The organism is Desulfolutivibrio sp. (assembly GCF_036584575.1).
Lineage (GTDB): Bacteria > Desulfobacterota > Desulfovibrionia > Desulfovibrionales > Desulfovibrionaceae > Desulfolutivibrio.
In genome coordinates, this window is record NZ_JAZHDB010000037.1 from 52,454 (window position 1) to 72,590 (window position 20,137).

The following is a 20,137-nucleotide window of genomic DNA, read 5'->3' on the forward strand; positions in this document are numbered from 1 at the left end:
GGAAGCATAAGGCGGCACGGCTAGACGCCAGCTATTTTTCCCACAACAACAGTTCAATGCGATAGTCGGTGGTTTCTACGTATTTCTCCGGATCAGTACGGAATTGCTCGATGTACTCCTTCAGATATTCCGGATCGGGTGTTACGCCGTAAGGCATCAGCATGGAGGTGCAGGAGCTGATCATGCCTTCCCGGGTCGCGGGCACAACCCATTGCCCCTCGATGAGGCGGCTGATGTGGCTGATGCCCTGATCCTCCAGCCAGTGGCGCATCTCCGGGCCGTTGTTGAAAACCTTTGGCGTGACCTGATAATGCGCAAACAACCCGTTGAGCACGTTGGAGGACATGCGTCCGGCAAAGCCCATAAAAACGGTCCAGCCACGGGCATGGCGGAGCAGCTTGCGTCTGGTCGCGTCGTCGTGGATGGCGGGGGTCATGGAACAGAAGACGACATCGTAGCAGCCATGGTTCTCGAACTCCTCCCAGCCGGAAAGAACGTAGCGGATGTTCGAAAGCCCGTGGCTTTCCGCATCATGCCGCAGGATGTGCAGCATCTGCTCGGAGATGTCCACGGCGGTGACGTGGCTCGCTTCCTTGGCGAGGCGGATGGTGTACATGCCGCAGCCGCAGCCCACATCCAGGACCGTGCGCCCCCGAAAATCCACGCCGTATTCCCGGATGATGCGTACTATCCCCGCCTCGTAATTGTCCTCGCCCGCCTCGTAGCGGGGAAAGGTCTTGGCCTTTTCGTTCCAGAAGTCCTTGCCGTCGTCCGGGGGCATGCCCGCCGCTTTTTCAGGGGTCGTCTCGTTCATTTCAGATCGCTTTCTCCTCGTCGACCGATGCTGCGCCGCCCACCCGCGCCAGCCCTTGTCCGCGAGGACAATGCCGCGAGTCCGGCCGCCCTTCAGCCTCTTGGGCATCTTATGGGAAAGCGTACACCGAACATGCCACAACTGTCACCGCAGAAGATACCGCCCGGCGTGACCTCCGGCAACCGGGCCAACGTTTGGTTCATCGCGGAATTCCGGAAAAGGCGACCCTTCTTTTGCGGACAGAGGCGACGTCATCCCGGCGGCCGTCGCCTCTGCGCGTGACCGCCCTGATCGTGCTGGCGGCCTCAGCAAGGCGGCTGGCGCGCAGCAGCAAAGCCCCAGGGAGTGGGCCGAAAAATGCGCCCACGGCCGCTTTGCCCCGAGCTCTCGCCCCCCTTCCGGCGAAGCCCCTTGCCCGGTGCGGCGCGGGTTGCCCTACCTGCGGGCTGCACTGTTGGAAAACCGGGGAAAGATGTTTACAGTGCCGTTGTCCGTCGCCGTGACGGACACGGTTCGCCTGGTGAACCGGCCCGGGGCGGCGGGGCATGATGTGCGCTCAAACAGCAGCCAGGGGATTATCATGGAATTCAGAGACATCTTCAATACGACGCGTGCGGCCATCGAATCCGGAAACTGGAATCCGTATCTCGGCATCAGCATCAACAACAAATACTTCACTCCGGAAAACATCGCCGTCTTTGCCTCCTGGGGGGCGCAACTCTGTCGTGACGGCTTCGCGCTGCTTGTTGTGGACATCCTGCAGCGGATCAACAACGAGGTGTTCGATAAGGCCAACGTCGAGAAGGCTATCAGCAAGGCCTTCCGGCAATCCGACGTCATCCTGGATTCCTGCCGCCAGGCCCTGGCCACGCTGCCCGCCGCCGACCGGAAAAAGGTCGTCATTCTGGAATGGCCGGACATCATGGACGCGGCCTATTTCCACAATACGCGGATCGTCTTCGACCATTTCCAGAAAAACGAGGCGTTCAGGAACTATATCGTGAATTCCGTATCAGGAAATCTCGGCAGCATCATCCACAGGCTCAATGAAGAAAAGCGCCTCACCCTGTGCAACTACGTCTTGTATGAGCTTTCCGAATTTCTGTGCGGATTCATGCACAAGGGCGTCCACTACGATCTGTGCGTGTATCCGGGCAGCATCGCCACCCTGACCCGGGAACTGCTGCAACAGGATTTTTTTCAGGACATCTATGGGCAGTTCCTTTTCCATGGCCCCCTGGCTCATGCCGAGATGTACGCCTGAGCCGACAAGCCTCATGGAGTAGCCCCCAATTCGACCTGGCACCCTCTTCAACTTAGAAGATAGGTCTAGAGGTATGTCCAGATAAAGTGTTAATGAGTTCCCCAAGGGGAAGCGGGCCCATCCAAGCGTCCGTACCAGAGTCGAAACCTGGACGGCCGGGCGCCATGCGGCGTCTTCCTTGAAGGCCTGTTCCCTTCCAAGGAATCCGAAGCGGAAGAAGATATGTTGCAGCGTGAGTATTGGCCCGCTGGGGGCGGCGGTGTCAGGTGAATACTCTCGCTGTACAAATGAGATTCTTTGGACTGGCTGCACCTCGTCGCGTCTGGTGTGGGTTCGGCCATGGCCTCGCCCAGGGTCATGCACCCGTAGCCCAGGCCGCCGGGCTCCTAGTCGGAGGCAGGTTTCCTGGACAGAGACCATGCGCGCAGGGCCTGATAAACCTCGGTCGGCGACAGGTTGTTCGCCGAGGCGATCTCCTTCATGGTCTGGTCCGTCGACGCCTGGATATGTGTCGCGGCCAGTCCTTTTACAGCCGCTTGGGCGTCCAGGCCGAACTGCTTGCACAGATCGCCAAGTCGCAGCTTGCCCGTACCCTCGGGCGCGCTGTCGGGCAGTACCGGCGGGGTCGCGTCGCTCATGGCGACGTACAGGGCCTTGGGCGTGACGCCGTTGGCATCGGCCATGTCGCGCAGCGTCATCTTCGCGGACTCAGCCTTGAAGCCTTTTTCCCGAAGCGCCGTAAGCGCCTTTTCCGGGTCCATCTTCATGAAGGCGGCGAAGCGCTCCAAGGTGGAAAGCTCGGCGTGGCCGTACGGAGGATTGCCGTAGGTCTCCACATGGGAGTCCTTGATAGCGGCGCCGAGTTCTATAACCTGTCGCATGGGCGGCAGGCCGAAAAGCGTACCGATGGCCACGTACAGGGTGACGGCCAAGGCGGTCAGGTTTGCCGCGTTGACCCCGGTCAGCTCACGGGCCTTGTTTTTCATGTAGGACAGAATCGGCTTCCAGTTGAGCCAGACATGCAGAATCAGGGCGACGAGAAACAAAAAGCCCGTCGTCACATGCAGATCACCCCACTGGGGCTTGTCAAGCCCGAGCAGTTTCCAGTCTGCCCAATAAGCCACCCGGCCCTCGGGTTCGATGTAAAGCACGACGCTCGTCAAAAGGACGAAGACGCCGGAGAAGGCCAAAATCAGGGATACGGTTTTTCGAAGCATGTGGCGTGTTCCTTTGTCGGCGTTGGTTGGCGATACCTCTGATAAATACGCAAATTTTGACAAGGATGTCCATGCCGAAACGTGACGCAACAGAATGTCTGTCCGGCAGTGCTGGGGCGGACAAAGGCACAGGCCTTGGCGCCTCGCTGTGGCTGGAAATGTGCCTACCTCAGCGCCAGTGCTTGTGCTGGAAGAAGATGGGGAGCGACCGCACCAGGGTCGAAACCTGAACGGCCGGACGCCACGGCGTCTTCCATGAAGGCCTGTTCTTTCCAATGAATCCGAGGCCGAGGACGATTTGTTGCAGCGTGATTATTGGCTCAATGGAGGCGGCGGTGTCAGGGTGAATACTATCACTGTACAACTATATGATTATTATGGAAATTATCCATCTAGGCCTCTAATTATTTGACAACGGCACGACAACTACTGTTTTCGACTGATTTGTATCATGACTGATTTTGAGAGGCCCCGAGATTTCCCAACGGAACGGTAATGATACTTTCACAGCTTTATATCCAGCTGTTATATCTTCATAATTTACACAAGACCATGGTCCTTTTGTTCTACTTCTCACATGAATTTCTTCAATAGGATCGTCTGTTCTCCTATAAAAAACACCAAAAAAATTTATCACCATAGGAACTGCAGTGATATCTTCGATATAGGCTTGCCCGGTACAACTCGTGTTTTCAAATAGCAACGTTCGAGACTCTTTTGTCTCAAACCTGTCAGAGTATTGTGTTGGAGCCAACACCGCAAACGATTTACTGTTTGGCTCAAAAATTGTCACCAAATACCCCTTGTCGATATCAACCAGATATCCTAAAAATGTATTACTCCTGTCGTATACACTGATTTCTGCAATGGCGTGGCCATTTGAAAAGATCGACGTCAAAATACAAATCCAAAAAAACATTGACGCGCGTATCATTTTTCCTCACCTGGTAAAAAGTATCCTTTACCCATTAACAGCATAAATTCCGCTTGCTGTCAAGCTGCAAGCGGGTCATCCTCCCCTGCACGAGGGGCCCTGGATTTCCATGCCGGAGGCCGCGACCTTGGACCGAATCCGGCACGGCGCCTACAAAGTAGTCCTTGAAGGAAAGAGTTAGAGGGAAGCCCATAATAATAATGGGTAAACCCCCGGTTCTGCCGGGGGACTCCTAAAGTTTGACAGTTCCGGTGGAGTTGCCCCCGCTAAACCGGACACCAGTTTAAGAACGTTGGCCACGCACCGCCGCCGTGACTCGTCAGCGACACATATCCGGATGAACTCACGAGGCGACATCATCCGTAAGCGCCTACACAGGCCCTTCTTGCGGCATGGGGAGTGATGAGGCTGGAGTAGCCCCCGTTTAGACCGGACACCCTGTCCAACCGAAGAGGTAGGGCTAGAGGTATGTCCAGACATAGTGCTAACGAGTTCCCCACGGGGAAGCGGGCCCACCCAAGCGCCCGCACCAGGGTCGAAACCTGGATGGCCGGACGCCACACGGCGTCTTCCTTGGCGGCCCGGCCCTTCCAAGGAATCCGAGGCGGATGTGGATATGTTGCAGCGTGAGTATTGGCCCGCTGGGGGCGGCGGTGTCAGGGGCATACGATCTCTGCTCAGCCCGTGTCTATTCTTCTGAAGATTTTCCGAACATCACACCAGCAATCCACGCGAAGAAACTTTGAACTTAATCTGTTGTATTAGGCATTTCCTGTCGTTCACTGCACAGTTGCGCCAGTATGTCCCATTCCCAGGAAAATACATGCCCGTTGAACGCGATATGAGGGGATGGATGGTGTCAAGCGGCTTCCCGCCACAAGGCCCTGCCGACTGCGCGGCAAAAGAACATTTCCAGTCCTCGTGGACACCATGACCGCCTTCTTCTCCGGCGCCAGCCCTGACATCGCTTGGATTCAAGGTTGACAAAGCCGACGCTGTGAGCGGTTACGGGGTCAGGGCGCGAGCAATAGGCGCAGGGCCGCGTGCAGGCGTTGCGCCACCTCGGGCGGATTATCCGTCCGGCTGGCAATGGCCTCGTCGGCCATGCCGTGAATCGCCGCGTAGATAAGCGTGGCGGTGAATTTGGGCGCGGCAAGGCGCCAGGCTCCCTGGGTCATGCCTTGCTCCAGCAACCGCGCGACGCTCGCGATGACGGCCTCGCGGTCTTCGCTGGACCGGTTCCAGTGCACGGAATGGTAGACCAGATCGTGCACGGTGTAGGTGGCGAAATAGGCGTCGAGATAGGCCCTGATCCATTCCTGAAAACGCTCCTGCATGGCGTCGGCGGGCAGGGCCGCGACACGGGCCTCCACCGTGCACAAGAACCGGCGGGTATAGCGAACGCGCAGAGCGTCCAACACGTCGTCCTTGGACTTGAAGTGGTGGTAGAAGCCCCCCTTGGAAAGACCGGCCGCGTCGAGAATGTCGTTTACCGTCGTGGCTTCGTAGCCTTTTTCGAGGAAAACGGTCTGTGCCGTGTCCAGTAGCGTCGCGCGGCGTTTATCCTTGGCCTGCGTGCGTCCGCCTGCCTGCCGCCGAGGGAGGGCGCCCCCCACGTCAACTTCTTTGGACATGTGGAAATTCCTCATTCTTGCACGTAAATTTCGGAAAAAGTTTCACACCGGCTCCGCAAAGGCAATCTTTTTTGCAAGTTGACAAACCGACGGTCGGTCTGTAGTTTGCAAAAAGAGGGCTGCTTCGGCCCGAGGACGTGTCACAAAGCAAAAAAACCTGTGATAAAATAGAGTTCCGAAAAGCCATCGATTTTCAGCCTCTAAAGATGACTTGGGGAAGCTTAATCATCGACGCGGTGTTCCGGGGCAGGGACACGGCGGCCAAGATGATCCAGCATATCTTGCGCCTCATCAGAACCCATTACGACAAGGACTCGACGCAGTAGATCGAAGTTTTTACGACGCCATCAATGTTACGTCCTCAGCATTTCCACCCTAAACAGGAGACAGAAGGTGTTATGATATGAACAAAAAACTTGTTTCGCTGACTTTGGCGGCATTTTTTGGAACATTTATCGCCGATATTGACGTTACCATTGTCAACGTGGCCTTGCCTTCCATTCAGGCGGACGTTGACACAACGCTTGCAGAACTGCAATGGATTATCAACTCTTACGCGGTTTGTCTTGCCGCTTTTATGCTGTCAGCCAGCGGGCTCAGCAATAAATACGGGCTAAAAAAAATCTGGATGCTGGCGATCGCTCTTTTTACCTTAGCCTCATTCTTTTGCGCTATTACGGGGAACATGCCGCTGCTTCTTATTGGTCGAAGTATTCAAGGGGCGGCTGGAGCTGTGATAATCCCCGGAGCAATGTCCATTATATTCCATGCATTCGACGATGCCACGCTACGGGCAAAGGTGGTAGGCGCCTGGTCGGCGTTCTCCGCCATCGCCCTGGCAATCGGCCCTTCGCTTGGCGGGGTTCTCGTGGATTATGTCGGCTGGCCGAGTATTTTTCTGATCAATATTCCGCTTGGCGTTCTGGCTTTTTTGCTGGGCGGCTGGGGCATGAGCGAATTTGCCGTTGAGAAAGACCTCCGCCTTGATGTTACGGGCCAGATATTGAGTATTATCTGGCTTGGCTGCATGACATATGCATTTATAGAAGCCGGACATGCCGGCATACTATCGCCAGAAGTAACAGTTCCCTTTGCGACGGCTTCCATCTTGTTCGGCGTGTTTTTGGTTTTCCAGGCCAGATCGAATAACCCGCTATTGCCCCTTTTTTTATTCAAGAAATCAGAATTCGCCATGCCGAATATTGCCTCTTTTGTGCTCGGCTTTTCAACATACAGCAGCCTGTTCTTTTTTTCGCTCTTCTTCCAGGAGGCACAGGGTGTAAGCGCCTCTCAGGCCGGATTTAGGATGATGCCGCAGTTTCTGCTTACTGGAGTAGTATCGGTGTTCTTCGGCTGGTTGCATATCCGCATTGGAACAAATCGATTGATGGTCATGAGTTATGCCATAATCGGCGCGGCCATGGTCATGTTAGGCTTTGCCGACGCCGGGACGAGTTATGTGTACACCGGGTCTATGCTTAGCGTGATGGGAGTCGGTATGGGCATAGCCGTGCCGGTTACAAGCGTATGCGTTTTGAACGCGGTGGAAAAACCGCGCTTTGCAACCGCGTCCGCCGTGATGAACTCTCTACGGCAGGGCGGAATGGCAGTTGGGATTGCCGTGTTGGGGGCTTTGCTCGGAGCCAGCGCCGTGAGTCATGCATCTCTCCAGTTGGCCGAAGCTGGAATTCCGGAAGCAGTCCGTCACGCCCAAGTGCTTGTTTTTGATCACGTAACTGATGCAGTGGTTCCACCACATTGCTACCGCGAGGCCATAGCATACGGTTTTCAAAGCGCCATGCGTATCGCGGGATTGGCTTGCCTCATCATTTCCGTTGTGTTGGCAGTTTACAACTGGAAATTTTTAGAGCTCCCTCAGTATTCGCGAAAAACCGTTCGCTAAGCTGACGGCATGGCTGCAACTCTCACAAACGATCATTTTCGATAAGCCACCGTGAGAAAGAGGGCCACGCCAAGACTGACCTTGATTGCCCCATTCTCTAAAACCTCTCTCGTCTCGAGCCACTAAGAGGATATTGACCGGTCCGTAATCTCCTATGACATCCGGCACCTGTTTTGCGCGACCCTGCTTTACGAAGGATGCGATGCGGTCACGGCGTCAAAGCTGATGGGACACGCGTCCACGAAGATGACTTTAGACCAGTACGGGCATGTCCTGGTAGGTGCGAAAAGACGGGCAGTTGGGCTATTGCCGGAGCTTACCCGGTAAGGTTGGCCGGGTCGGGCGGTGAACCAAAAATGTTGACCAAGAGGTTGACCATAAGAAAAAAGGGGTTAGGTTTTGACAACCTAACCCCTTAAAATTCTTGGTGGAGCTGGAGGGAATCGAACCCACGACCTCTTGAATGCCATTCAAGCGCTCTCCCAACTGAGCTACAGCCCCGTGCGAGGAATGCCTTGTGCCACTCATACCGCCCGAAGTCAACACCCTGGGGCGAAATGTCCGCAAAAAAACCTTCCCGCGCCGCCGCCCTTCCCATCACGCCCCGTTTTCAGTAGATTCCCCCCGCGTAACCCCCGCGCCCTCGCCGCGCCCCACAAGGAGAACGCGTGCTCGTCCTCGTCCGCGCCATCGCCATCAAAACCCTCTGGGTCGCCGTCATCCTGCTCGGCATCACCGTCCTCAGCTTCGGCGTCATCCACCTGGCCCCGGGTTCGCCAACCGATCTCCAGACCACGCTCAACCCCTACGCCACCGCCGAAACCCGGCAGCGCCTGGAAAAAATCTACGGCCTGGACCGCCCCATCCACGTCCAATATCTGGACTGGCTCTCCCGCATGGCCCGCTTCGATTTCGGCCGGTCCTTAAGCGGCGACAACCGCCTGGTCTGGGACAAGATCAAGGAACGCCTGCCCCTGACCATCGGCATGAACATCATCTCGCTCATCCTCACCCTGTCCATCGCCATCCCCATCGGGGTCATCGCCGCCAACAAACAGGGCGGCCTCTTCGACCGGGCCACCACCGTGCTGGTCTTTCTCGGCTTCGCCATGCCCGGATTCTGGCTGGCGCTTTTGCTCATGCTGGCCTTTGGAATAAGCTGGCCCATCCTGCCCATCTCCGGCATGACCTCGCTCGACTTCGCCCAGTTCAGCCCCCTGGAAAAGATTGTCGATCTCCTGCGGCATCTGGCCATGCCCATTTTCATCTACACCTTCGGCAGCCTGGCCGGCATGTCGCGGTTCATGCGCTCCTCCATGCTCGAGGTGCTGCGCCAGGACTACATCCTGACCGCCCGGGCCAAGGGCCTGCCCGAGCGCGTGGTCATCTTCAAGCACGCCCTGCGAAACGCGCTTTTGCCGGTCATCACCATCCTCGGGCTGTCCCTGCCCGGGCTCATCGGCGGCTCGGTGATCATCGAATCCATCTACGCCCTGCCGGGCCTGGGCCAGCTTTTCTATCAGGCGGTCATGTCCCGGGACTATCCGCTGATCATGGGCAATCTGGTGCTGGGGGCCGTTTTGACCCTGGGCGGAAACCTCCTGGCCGACGTGGGCTACGCCCTGGCCGATCCCCGGGTGCGGGCCGGAGGCGACAGCGATGACTAGCGCCGTTTTCCCGAACCGGCCGCGCCGCGCGCTCACGCCGCGCCCAGGCGCCACGGCCTTTCCGGCCTTTTCCCCGGGCCGGGCCGGGGGGGCGTCATGAGCGCCTCGCGGGCCCGTTTCTTCTGGTCCCGGTACGGCATGTTCCTGGCCGGGCTGGTGCTGGTGGGGGTCATGTCCCTGGGGGCGCTTTTCGCGCCGCTTCTGTCCGCCCACGACCCCACCCGCCTGGACGTGGACGCGATCCTGCAGCCGCCGAGCCTCACGCACCCCATGGGCACCGACGCCCTGGGCCGCGACGTGCTGGCCCGGATGCTCTACGGCGGCCGGGTGTCGCTGTGGGTGGGGTTTGTGGCCGTGGGGCTGTCCGTGGCCATCGGGCTGGCGCTGGGGCTCGTCTCGGGCTATTTCGGGGGCCTTGTGGATGAGGCCATCATGCGCGGGGTGGACGTGATGCTGTGTTTCCCGTCCTTTTTCCTGATCCTGGCGGTCATCGCCTTCCTTGAGCCGTCGCTTGTGAACATCATGGTGGTCATCGGGCTGACCTCCTGGATGGGCGTGGCCCGGCTGGTGCGGGCCGAGACGTTGACGCTGCGCAACCGGGAATTCGTTCTGGCGGCCCGGATGGCCGGGTCGGGCACGGCGCGCATCCTGTTCCACCACATCCTGCCCAACGCCCTGGCCCCGGTTTTGGTGTCGGCCACCCTGGGCGTGGCCGGGGCCATCCTGGTGGAGTCGTCCTTGAGCTTTCTGGGGCTTGGGGTGCAGCCGCCCACCCCGAGCTGGGGCAACATGCTCATGGAGGGCAAAGACGTGCTGGAGATCGCCCCGTGGCTGTCGATCTTCCCCGGGCTGGCCATCCTTTTCACCGTACTCGGCTACAATCTTCTGGGCGAGAGCCTGCGGGACATCCTGGACCCCAGGCTCAGACGATGACGCCCCCCAGGCCATCCCCTCTTTCGCCGAACAGGACGCAGGCACTATGATCGAACTTCTACGCATCAAAGACCTGGCGCTCATCGAGGACATGGAGCTCGAATTCGCCCCGGGCCTAAACGCCCTCACCGGCGAGACCGGCGCGGGCAAATCCTTCATCGTCGGCGCGCTCAATTTCCTCACCGGCGAAAAGATGTCCGCCGACCTGGTGCGCCCGGGCGCGGCAAAGGCCGTGGTCGAGGCCCTGTTCTACCTGGACGACGAACAGGTCATCCTGCGCCGGGAGTTGGCCGCCGACACTGGCCGCAGCCGCATCACCATCAACGACCGGATGGCCTCCCAGGAATCCCTGCGCGACCTGCGGCCCAAACTGCTCATGCACGTGGGCCAGCACGGGCAGCAAAAGCTCCTCCAGCCCGCCTTCCAGGCCGCCCTGCTGGACGCCTTCCTGGCCCCGCCCGCCGCCCATCTGCCCGTAGACAAGACCGGCCTGCTGCACAGGCTGTCCCTGCTCTCCGGGCGCATTGCGGACATCGAGAACCGGGTGCGCGACCTGACGGCCAGGCGCGAACTTTTGGAATACCAGCGCGGCGAGATCGGGAGGGTGGCCCCGGTGCGCGGCGAGGAAGACGAGCTTATGGCCCGCAAGGCCGCCCTGGCCCATTCCAAAAAGGGCCGCGAGGCCGTGGGCCGGGCCATGGAACTGCTGGTTTCCGAGGCCGGGGCGGTGCGCCTCCTGGCCGACCTGGAACGCGAGATCGGGGCCGTGGCCGACGCCTTTCCATCCTTCGCCGCCGACCGCGAGGCCGTGGCCTCGGCCCGGCACGCCCTGCGCGACCTGGGCCAGCGTCTGCGCACCGCCCCCCTGGCCGCCGCCCTGAACGACGATCCCGACGCCATCGAGTCGCGGCTGTTCGAACTGGCGCAGCTCAAGCGCAAGCTCAAAAAGTCCCTGGACGAGATCGTGGATTTGAACGTCGAGATCGAACAGAACCTAAACTTCCTCGACGTCTGCGGCCTGGACCTGGCCGCCTTGCGCCGCGAGGAGCGGACCCTGTGCGACGCCCTGGCCGAGACCCTCACGGCCCTGTCCGCGGCCCGGCGCGAGGCCGCCGACCGCCTGTCCGCGCGCCTCAAATCGGAGCTTTCCGGCCTGGGGTTCGCCCCGCAACTGGACATCCTGTTCGACTTCACCCCGGCCACGGTCTACGCCGCGCCGCATCTCGCCGCGCCGCTCACCGAGGACCGGGCCCGCATCCTGTGGAAGCCCAACCCCGGCCAGCCCGCCCAACCCCTGGACAAGATCGCCTCGGGCGGCGAACTGTCGCGGTTCCTTCTGGCCGTCACCAGCCTGCGCGCCGAGTCCGAGCAGCCCACGTTGATCTTCGACGAGGTGGACGCGGGCATCGGCGGGCTGACGCTGGGCAGCGTGGCCGACCGGCTGGTGGCCCTGGCCCGGGAATCCCAGATCGTGCTCATCACCCACTGGCCGCAACTGGCCGCCAAGGCCGACCGCCATTTCCAGGTGCAAAAGGAGATCGAGGCCGACACCACCTCCACCCGCTGCGCCTGCCTGGACCCCGCCCAGGTGGCCGACGAACTGGCCCGCATGGCCGGAGGCGGCGAAAAGGGCGCAGCCCTGGCCCGGCACCTGGTGCGGGAATAGCGCGTTATGGGGAGGAGGCGTCGCCGCCTCCCCATGCCCCAGCGCCACCAGGGGGCAGCGCCCCCTGGACCCCTCGTAGGCTTCGCTCTGAGTACGAAAGGGAGGATACGGCTGGAAAGCAGCCGCGCATGGCGGGGAGGGAAGGTATCAGACGATCCGCATCTCCTCGGCGCAGCGGATGAGATCCTCCCGAAAATCCGGATGCGCCAGATCGATGATGGCCAGAGCCCGTTCGTCCTCTGACTTGTTTTTCAAATTCACCAGTCCGTATTCCGTGCACAGGTACTGCACGTCCATCCGTGGCGTGGACACCGCCGCGTTTTTGTCCAAAAATGGGACGACCCGGGAGACTTTTCCGCTCATGGCCGTGGAATAAAACGTCAAGATCGACTTGCCGTTTTTGGCCGCGTATGCCCCGCGCACAAAGTCCAACTGCCCCCCCGTGCCGCTATACATCTGTCCCGACAGGTATTCCGCGTTGCATTGGCCGGTCAGGTCCACCTGGATGATGGAGTTGACGGACACCATATTGTCGTTTTGGGCGATGATCTTGGGGTCCATGACGTAATCCGAGGGATAACTGGCCATGCTCGGGTTGTCGTCCATGAAGGCGAAGGTGTCGTCAGTGCCGTAGGCCACGGAAAAAACATGCTTCCTCGGATGCAGCGTCTTTTTCCGCCCGGTGATGACCCCCTTGACGATGAGATCCTTCATGCCTGGTCCGAACAGTTCCGAATGGACGCCAAGGTCTTTATGATTCTCCAGAAACGGGCAGATGGCGTTGGGAAGGGTTCCGATGCCGAGTTGCAACACGGCGTTGTCGGGGACGATTTCAGATATGAGCCGCCCGATGACGGCGTCCTGTTCTTTGGCCTCGGGCGGCGGCTGTTGCATGAGCGGAACATGATTTTCCACCACGGCGTCCACCTCGGAGATATGCGCCATGGCGTTCCCGAACACGCGAGGCATATTTTTGTTGACCTCGACAATGAGCGTTTTCGCAAGGGAGGCCGCCGTAGAGGTCAGGTCGTTGGCCGTTCCGAAACTGAAAAATCCCGCCTTGTCCATGGGCGAGACCGTTGTGACGCAGACATCGACCGTCATGTTCTCGCGCAAAAATTTCGGAACCTGATGCAGAGAGGAGGGGATGAACTGAACCAGACCCACTGCGGCGAGCCTGCGGGCCGAGGGGCCGAGAAACCACGATCTGGCGAAAATGGAATCCTGTATATCCAAGGCCAGATACGATTCTGCGGCATGCTGCTGCGGATTGAAGGAATAGATGAATACCTTCGACAGATCCCCGGCCCGGGCCCTTTTTGCTATCGCATGCAGCAAAGCCGGAGGCTCGGCGAAGGTCACCCCATGCACGACATTGTCCCCATTGTGGATACGCTGTACGGCCTTTTCCGGAGATGTCAGCTTGCGATGATATTCTTCAAGATATATGTTCATCGCAGCATCCTCCTTCATGACCCATGCATTTCTTGAATATAAATACAAACTACACGACAATCGTCTTGTATATTTATATCAATATAAACAATATGCCTGGAATACTCTGTTTCGTCAAGAAAGATAAAAATCTTTTACAAGTCACAACACCTCTTATGCATGAAATTATGTTTAATAGAATATGCACTGCAAAAAGGGCTGCGTACTTCTTTCCGACTGGAGGACTTTCTGTTTAGTCCCTCACCCCCCGGTCTTGCTCCGGGCTGGACGCCACCTGCGCCGCCTGGACCGGGGCGCCATTCGAAACGGCCTCAAAACTGCAACCCTCGACCGGCGATCCGTCGCAGATTCTGCAAGAAAACCAGAACGGGCAGGCAAGGCCCGCACCTCTGACGACATCAAAACATGAACTTTTTTTGGTCAACGGCGTTGGTGCGGGGGCCGAAACAGGAAGATCCTCAGGGGCTCTGAGCAGGGGCGAAGTGGCGTTTCGAAAACGGCGTGGCTTTGATCTTTCGCAATGAAACCCGGAAGGGGAATCCGTGGGCCCTCCGACTCTCGCAGGCACGGCCCAGGATCATCCCGGGCGTCGGCCAGGACGGCCTATGGCGGCATCCCTGGGCCTGCTGCGGCATCGATATCGAAAGCAAGGGCGTCCGATGAGGTTACGCGGCATCCCGACGCCTGCCGCGGCATCGCCTCAGGAAGGACGTGGAAGGCGCAGCGGCTGACGAGCGTGCGCCCCTCGTGTTGCGTTCGGAAATTTCCGTTATGGCTTGGCAATCAATAAAACATTTGATTTATTCTTTTTATTCACAAATAAACAGAAATGTTTTTTGTGTGAACGCAACCCTAGTCCCCCGGGGGCAATCGCTCGTAGAACATGGCGTTGGTAAGGACTTTCCGCACGTAATCGCGCGTTTCTTCGTAGGGGATGAACTCCACGAACAGGTCCGGCTCCAGGTTCCCAAGGCCCTGCATCCACACCGCCAGCTTTCCCGCTCCCGCATTGTAGCTGCACAGCGTATGTTCCGGGTTGCCGTACTGGGCGTGGCGCATGGTGTAATATTCCACGCCGAGCCGGATGTTGGTCGCCGGATCGGTGAGCATCTTTGCGGAAAAGGGCTTCAGGCCCACCCGGGCGGCCATATTGGCCGCCGTCTGGGGCAAAAGCTGCATGAGCCCCACGGCCCCGGCCGAGGACACGACCTGGGCGTTGAAAAAGCTTTCCTGGCGGATGAGCCCCAGGATCAGATTCTCCGAGACGTCGGACCCGGCCAGGGCGACCCGGATGGCGGCCGTATGCCGTCGGGGATACAGCGCCGCCGCCAGGGGGCCGAAGCGGGCCGGATCGCCGCAGAGCAGGCAGTCGCCGAAGGTCCGCCTGGCCGTGGCCGTGGCCGGTCCCAGCCGGAAAAGCCGCGTGGCCAGCCGGATGTGGGCCAGGGCCAGCTCCGCGTCCGCCGGGGCCGACGCCGCCAGGAAGGCCAGGTCCAATTCCGCCAGCTCGGGCATTCCCGAGGCGTCCAGGACGGCGACCCGCTCCTGCATGGCCTGGAGGCCGGGAGGGCGCGCTCCGGGAGACGTGGGCGGGGTCGCGCCCGGACAGTCCGGGGAGGCGGGCGGCGGCGGCGCGGCCTGTGTCCCGGACGGATACAAAAACGGCTGCACGCTGGCCGGATTCACGCGGCCCGGGTTCACCAGGGCTTGCAATTGGGCGGCGCTGCGCAGGCCGTAATAGGTGTTTTTGCACAGGGCGGCATTGCCCAGGTGGCAGGCGGCGGCCCCGGCGTCGTCGCCCACGGCGCCCCGGGTCCGGCCCAGCCAATAGCGCGCCCCCGGCGCCCAGTCCGAATTCGGATGGTCGCGCAAAAATTCCGAGAGCCGGGAGGTGGCGGCCTCCATGCGGCCCAGGGCGAAGCACAGCACCCCGGAAAGACCCCGGGCCTGCTCGGCCAGTTCCCCGCCCCTGCCGAGTCCGGCCAGCACGTCGGAGGCGGTCAGGGCCTCGGCCAGCCGCCCCTGCTCGGTCAAAAGCAGCATCAGATGCCGGGCCGACACCTCGCGAGCCCGGACCTCCACGGCCGGATCGTCCACCACCCCGCGCAACAGCGCCTCCATTCGCCGGGCGCTCTCCGGATCGGTCTTGCGCCACAGGCACCGCGCCTCGTGGTAGGCCGCCCAGGGCGCGATGGGCGAGGCCGGAAACCGCTCGCGAACGCCCCGGAACCGGGCCAGGGCCGCGTCCGTGCGACGCTTGGCGAAGTCGGCCTTGCCCCGCAGATAGTCCAGACGGGCGACATCCTTTTCACCGGGGACGGATGCCAGGCGGTCCAGGATGGCCACGGCGGCGTCGGGACGCCTCGCGTCGATGGCCCGCTCGGCCTGGGCCAGGGCCACATGGGGCGCGTCGGGGTTCCAGTCGCTTCGGCCTGCGGCGAAAAGCTCCCGGGCCAGGGCCGAGGCGCTTTTGGCCTGCACCATCCAGGGCCGCGACAGGCACAGGCGCTGCAGGGCGTCCCGGGCCGCCGGAAAATCCCCCATGGCGGCGGCCGTGGCCCCCAGGCGCAGGAGCACCGTAGGCGTCAGGCTGTTTTCCGGCCCGGCGGCCAGCCACTTTTCATAGAAGGTCCGGGCGATGGCGGCGCCGCCCGCCCCCTCATGGGCGTATCCGGCCAGAAGCGCCGCGTCCCGGGCCAGAAATCCGGCCAGGGGATGGGCCGAAGCCGTCGCCAGGGCCGTGGCCGCCTCCTGGTTGCGCCCGGCCCGCAGCAGGGAAAGCCCCTGCTCGTAGGCGGCAAAGGGCGCAAACGCCCCGTTTTTGCCCATGTCGATGGTCAGGGTGGGCAGGGCGGCCAGGAAATCCGGGGGCACAGCCAGGCTGGCGCTGCGCGGCATGTCCAGGGCGGCGGGCGTGCCCGGCAGGGACCAGGGGCCCGGGGGCATGGCGTGGGGCTGCTCCGAAGCGCCGTTGACCACGCCCGTGGCGGGCGCAGCGGGCGCGACGGACGGGTCCGGCCCGGTCGACATGTCCGGCCCGCCCGGAATATCCGGCGCGGCCGGGTCGCCAGGCGACGCCGCCATATCCGGCGCCTCAGGGACAAGGCCGGGCGATTGGGCCAGGGCCGCCTGCGCCGTAAGCAGGCAGACCAGGCAGATCCAACCCGCGACAGGGCGAAACACAAAGAAAAAACGTGCAGTGCGTGACATGGTGGTCGCTCCCGGGGCCGTGGCCCCTATGCCCCGCACGTTAGCCTGGAAGCGTTTGAAAACAAAGCGCCCGCCCGTTCAACTGACCGGTCGCCGCAAACGGCGGCGCGTTCCGCCCTGGAGAGGCGCCCGCCACGGTCCTGCCCGCATGGCCCCGGCCGGATCGGCATTCCCATCCGTGCCCGCCATTTTCGCTCCCGGAGCAACGGCAGCATGGCCGCGAAAGACCGAAAGGAACCGACAAATCCTCGACAACATCCACGCTCCTATCAGTTTTTCCGATAACACCCTGTTTTTTGAGGACGCGGCCCGCCATGGACGATGGATCAACCGCCCCTTGAAGGCATGGTCCATTATTTCACAAGGCCATTGTTTTCATGCGGTTCCCCTTCTCCAAAGGGAATTTCGCAACTGGCCTGGACTTTTCGTCATGAATAAGGGCGGCTGGACGCCCATCTTTCTGTCGTGAGGCGCTTCCATTCTTCCCCCAAGTCGAAAAAAATGGCGACATTGTGGCGCAGGTGGCGTAATGGCGATGCGTAACCCACGGGGTGGGAAAAATCGCTGCATCCGCACATGGTTGCCGGGCCGCCACACCCTGGCCGCTTGCCGCCGGAAACGTGCGGTGCGCACAGAGGGCGGATTCCCAGGGCTTTTTGGCGAAAAGCAGTGCGGTCTGTTGACGGTGGCGCGTAACTTCCCAAAGCAACTCACAAAAGGGTTTCCGTATGGGCAACTTGTGAAAAAAGAAACTTGGGAAAAAACTTGACACAAAGCCGCCTCAGTGGAAAACCACGGAGAATCCGGTTAATCATCAGGTTCCCGAATAGATGGAACATTTTCGGGAAAGCAGTTTTGGGCACATAACCTTTTTCCGCCGGGAGGCCGGGTTGCTTCACTTGCATGAAGGCGAGGGCGTCACAGCGCCCCGAAAAGCCGGGGGCCGGGCCGGACGCGGAAGCGACTGTAGCTTCGGCGCCGTGGCTCCATCCCCCAGAAGTCCGGCGCCTCTCCACCCCCTTTCATTTTCGGCCCACACACCGCGCCGTCCCGCCTCGGGAGCGGCAAAACCCACGGCACAAGGCGTCATGTCATGAACATGGAACTTCTCGCACGGCTGGCCTTCGGTTTTTACGCGGCGGTCATCCTGGCCGGAGGGGCCCTGGCGGTCAGCTCCCCAAGCCTCATCCGGGCTATGGTCGGCCTGGTCACGGCCCTTTTCGGCGTGGCCGGAATGTATCTGCTTATGGACGCCGCCCTGGTGGCCCTCATGCAGATCCTCATCTACGTGGGCGCGGTCAGCGTGCTCATCTTTTTCGCCATCATGCTGGCCCAGGCCTCTCCGGACGGCGACGAGGCCGCCCCGGCCAGCCTGTGGGAATACGCCCGCTCGGGCCTAGTCTTCGTGGTCCCCGTGGGGGTCGTGGCCCTGACCGCCGTGCTCGTCCCCGTGGACAGCCTGCCCCTGCCCAAGCACATCGGTCCCGAGGCTCTGGGGCAAGGGCTCCTTGGCCCGTACACCCTGGCCTTTGAACTCATTTCCGTGGTCCTTTTGGCGGCCATGGCCGGGGCCGTGCTCGTGGCCTTCGAACGGAGGAAACCCAGATGAGTCCGCTGAGCTGGTATCAACTTGTGGCAGCCCTTCTTCTGGGCATCGGCCTGTACGGCGTGGTCTCCCGCAAAACCCTGATCGGCATGCTTATCGGCGTGGAGCTGATGTTAAACGGCGCGGGAATGTCCATGGTCGCCTCCGCCCAGCTCACCCCCATGGACGGCGTCCTCGGCCAATTGGGCACGCTTTTCGTCATGGGGTTGGCCGCTGCCGAGGCCACCCTGGTTTTGGCCATTGTCCTGGTTGTTGCCCGTCGCTTTGGCAACGCCCGCTGCGACACCGTTTCCGAACTTAAGGGATAAGACATGACAGCCCGACCGGAATTCACGGAAAGCGCCCTGCTCCTTGTGCCCCTCATCATCACGTTTCTTGCGCCGTTTGGCATCTGGCTGGCGCGCAAAAATGAAAACATGCGCGAGGGCGTGTCCTTCGTCGCCGGCGGCCTGACCTTTCTGTCGGTGCTCCTGCTTATCCCCGACGCCCTGTCCGGGGTGATCCGCACTTACACCGTGGCCGAGATCCTGCCCGGGATATCCCTGCGGTTCTGCGCCGACGGATTGGCGATGATTTTCGCCATCGTGTCCTCGTTTTTGTGGATCTTCGCCACCAGCTACAACGTCGGCTACATGCGAAGCCTCAAGGAGCACGCCCAGACCCGCTATTATTTCTGTTTCGCCGTGGCCATCTTCGGCGCCCTGGGCGTGGCCACCTCGGCCAACATCTTCACCCTCTACCTGTTCTACGAAATCATCACCGTGTTCACCTATCCCCTGGTGGCCCATCACCAGGATACCGACGGCTACAATGGGGCCCGCAAGTACATCGTCTACCTCATGGGCTCCTCCAAGCTCTTCCTGCTGCCGGCCATGATCCTGACCTACGTCATCTGCGGCACCCTGGATTTCAACCTGACCGACATCCAAAACGGCATGTTCCCCAAGGACGCCGATCCGCTCATGGTTTCGGTCACCTACTTCCTGTTCCTGTTCGGGCTGGCCAAGGCGGCCATCATGCCCCTGCACAACTGGCTGCCCTCGGCCATGGTCGCGCCCACGCCGGTCTCGGCCCTCTTGCACGCGGTGGCCGTGGTCAAGGCGGGCGTGTTCTCCGTGGCCCGGGTGATGCTCTCGGCCTTTGGCGTCAACCTTCTCGATTCCCTGGGCATCGGGTTGGTCACCGCCTACCTGGCCGCCTTCACCATCCTGGCCGCCTCCATCATCGCCCTGACCAAGGACGACCTCAAGGCCCGGCTGGCTTATTCCACGGTCAGCCAGCTCTCCTACGTGATCATCGGCGTGGCCATGCTCACCCCCCTGGCCGTCCAGGGCGGGCTCATGCACATCGCCCACCACGCCTTCTCCAAGATCACCCTGTTTTTCGCGGCCGGCGCCATCTATGTGGTGACGCACACTAAAAAAATCAGCCTCATGGGCGGCATGGGCCGACGCATGCCCTGGACCTTCGGGGCCTTTTCCGTGGCCGCCCTGTCCATGATCGGCGTGCCCCCGGTGTGCGGCTTCGTCAGCAAATGGTACATGGCCAACGGCGCGCTGGAGATCGGCAGGCTGGGGCTGCTGGTCACCCTTCTGGCCAGCACCATCCTAAACGCCTCCTACTTTACGCCGGTCATCATCCGGGCCTTTTTGCGCAAACCCGCTGAGGGCGTCGATCTTACGCATTACAAGGAAGCGCCCATGGTCATGGTGGTGCCGCTGTGTCTGACAGCCGGAATCTCGGTCTTCCTGGGGCTTTTCCCCGAGACCTTTTTGCAGTTCGCCAGGGCGTTTGGCCACTTCTGATCGGACTGGATGCATAAGACGGCGAGTGG

The 20,137-nt window shown here is 60.8% G+C and carries 15 protein-coding genes and 1 tRNA gene; 9 read left to right on the forward strand and 7 right to left on the reverse strand.

Annotated features, from left to right (window positions below; translation table 11 throughout):
• Nucleotides 1-31: 31 nt before the first annotated feature.
• Nucleotides 32-814, reverse strand: coding sequence for a class I SAM-dependent methyltransferase (locus V3572_RS02890; RefSeq protein ID WP_332109471.1), 783 nt, complete (start codon nucleotides 812-814; stop codon nucleotides 32-34).
• A 580-nt stretch (nucleotides 815-1,394) separates the two neighbouring features.
• Here V3572_RS02890 and V3572_RS02895 point away from each other — a divergent pair.
• Complete coding sequence (locus tag V3572_RS02895) at nucleotides 1,395-2,078, forward strand: tRNA-dependent cyclodipeptide synthase (RefSeq protein WP_332109472.1); 684 nt, start codon at nucleotides 1,395-1,397, stop codon at nucleotides 2,076-2,078.
• 386 nt (nucleotides 2,079-2,464) lie between these two features.
• Here V3572_RS02895 and V3572_RS02900 read toward each other — a convergent pair whose 3' ends face one another.
• The 3 genes from V3572_RS02900 to V3572_RS02910 all read right to left on the reverse strand — a co-directional run bounded on the left by V3572_RS02900 (nucleotide 2,465) and on the right by V3572_RS02910 (nucleotide 5,863).
• A complete protein-coding gene (locus V3572_RS02900; protein ID WP_332109473.1) occupies nucleotides 2,465-3,295 on the reverse strand; it encodes a DUF4405 domain-containing protein in 831 nt (276 codons plus the stop codon).
• Between the two features lie 400 nt (nucleotides 3,296-3,695).
• On the reverse strand, nucleotides 3,696-4,229 hold the full coding sequence (locus V3572_RS02905; RefSeq protein WP_332109474.1) for a hypothetical protein: 534 nt from the start codon (nucleotides 4,227-4,229) through the stop codon (nucleotides 3,696-3,698).
• 1,013 nt (nucleotides 4,230-5,242) lie between these two features.
• On the reverse strand, nucleotides 5,243-5,863 hold the full coding sequence (locus V3572_RS02910) for a TetR/AcrR family transcriptional regulator (protein WP_332109475.1): 621 nt from the start codon (nucleotides 5,861-5,863) through the stop codon (nucleotides 5,243-5,245).
• 403 nt (nucleotides 5,864-6,266) lie between these two features.
• On the opposite strand from V3572_RS02910, the gene V3572_RS02915 reads away from it, so the two are divergent.
• Both V3572_RS02915 and V3572_RS02920 read left to right on the forward strand, forming a co-directional pair.
• Nucleotides 6,267-7,766, forward strand: coding sequence for an MFS transporter (locus V3572_RS02915; protein ID WP_332109476.1), 1,500 nt, complete (start codon nucleotides 6,267-6,269; stop codon nucleotides 7,764-7,766).
• Between the two features lie 147 nt (nucleotides 7,767-7,913).
• Complete coding sequence (locus tag V3572_RS02920) at nucleotides 7,914-8,093, forward strand: tyrosine-type recombinase/integrase (protein ID WP_332109499.1); 180 nt, start codon at nucleotides 7,914-7,916, stop codon at nucleotides 8,091-8,093.
• 98 nt (nucleotides 8,094-8,191) lie between these two features.
• Here V3572_RS02920 and V3572_RS02925 read toward each other — a convergent pair.
• Nucleotides 8,192-8,267, reverse strand: a tRNA-Ala gene (locus tag V3572_RS02925).
• Between the two features lie 167 nt (nucleotides 8,268-8,434).
• Here V3572_RS02925 and V3572_RS02930 point away from each other — a divergent pair.
• The 3 genes from V3572_RS02930 (at nucleotide 8,435) to V3572_RS02940 (ending at nucleotide 12,032) form a co-directional block, all read left to right on the forward strand.
• Nucleotides 8,435-9,433, forward strand: a complete 999-nt coding sequence (locus V3572_RS02930; RefSeq protein WP_332109477.1) for an ABC transporter permease — start codon at nucleotides 8,435-8,437, stop codon at nucleotides 9,431-9,433.
• Between the two features lie 96 nt (nucleotides 9,434-9,529).
• Nucleotides 9,530-10,366 (forward strand): ABC transporter permease, encoded by an 837-nt coding sequence (locus tag V3572_RS02935; protein WP_332109478.1) that lies wholly within the window; start codon nucleotides 9,530-9,532, stop codon nucleotides 10,364-10,366.
• Nucleotides 10,367-10,412: 46 nt separating this feature from the next.
• The gene (locus V3572_RS02940; protein ID WP_332109479.1) at nucleotides 10,413-12,032 is read left to right on the forward strand and encodes a DNA repair protein RecN; all 1,620 of its coding nucleotides are present in this window, start codon (nucleotides 10,413-10,415) and stop codon (nucleotides 12,030-12,032) included.
• A gap of 147 nt (nucleotides 12,033-12,179) precedes the next feature.
• Here V3572_RS02940 and V3572_RS02945 read toward each other — a convergent pair whose 3' ends face one another.
• Together V3572_RS02945 and V3572_RS02950 are read right to left on the reverse strand one after the other, a co-directional pair.
• Nucleotides 12,180-13,487, reverse strand: coding sequence for an acetyl-CoA hydrolase/transferase family protein (locus V3572_RS02945; protein ID WP_332109480.1), 1,308 nt, complete (start codon nucleotides 13,485-13,487; stop codon nucleotides 12,180-12,182).
• Nucleotides 13,488-14,339: 852 nt separating this feature from the next.
• The gene (locus V3572_RS02950; RefSeq protein ID WP_332109481.1) at nucleotides 14,340-16,697 is read right to left on the reverse strand and encodes a lytic transglycosylase domain-containing protein; all 2,358 of its coding nucleotides are present in this window, start codon (nucleotides 16,695-16,697) and stop codon (nucleotides 14,340-14,342) included.
• 1,093 nt (nucleotides 16,698-17,790) lie between these two features.
• On the opposite strand from V3572_RS02950, the gene V3572_RS02955 reads away from it, so the two are divergent.
• Genes V3572_RS02955 through V3572_RS02965 form a run of 3 tightly spaced genes read left to right on the forward strand, consistent with a single transcriptional unit; the run spans nucleotide 17,791 to nucleotide 20,108 of the window.
• Nucleotides 17,791-18,306 (forward strand): NADH-quinone oxidoreductase subunit J family protein, encoded by a 516-nt coding sequence (locus tag V3572_RS02955; protein WP_332109482.1) that lies wholly within the window; start codon nucleotides 17,791-17,793, stop codon nucleotides 18,304-18,306.
• Nucleotides 18,303-18,611, forward strand: coding sequence for an NADH-quinone oxidoreductase subunit NuoK (gene nuoK / locus V3572_RS02960; protein WP_163300347.1), 309 nt, complete (start codon nucleotides 18,303-18,305; stop codon nucleotides 18,609-18,611). The genes V3572_RS02955 and nuoK overlap by 4 nt, the downstream gene beginning before the upstream one ends.
• A gap of 3 nt (nucleotides 18,612-18,614) precedes the next feature.
• Entirely contained in the window at nucleotides 18,615-20,108 is a 1,494-nt protein-coding gene (locus tag V3572_RS02965) for a monovalent cation/H+ antiporter subunit D family protein (RefSeq protein WP_332109483.1), read from the forward strand.
• Nucleotides 20,109-20,137 lie beyond the last annotated feature (29 nt).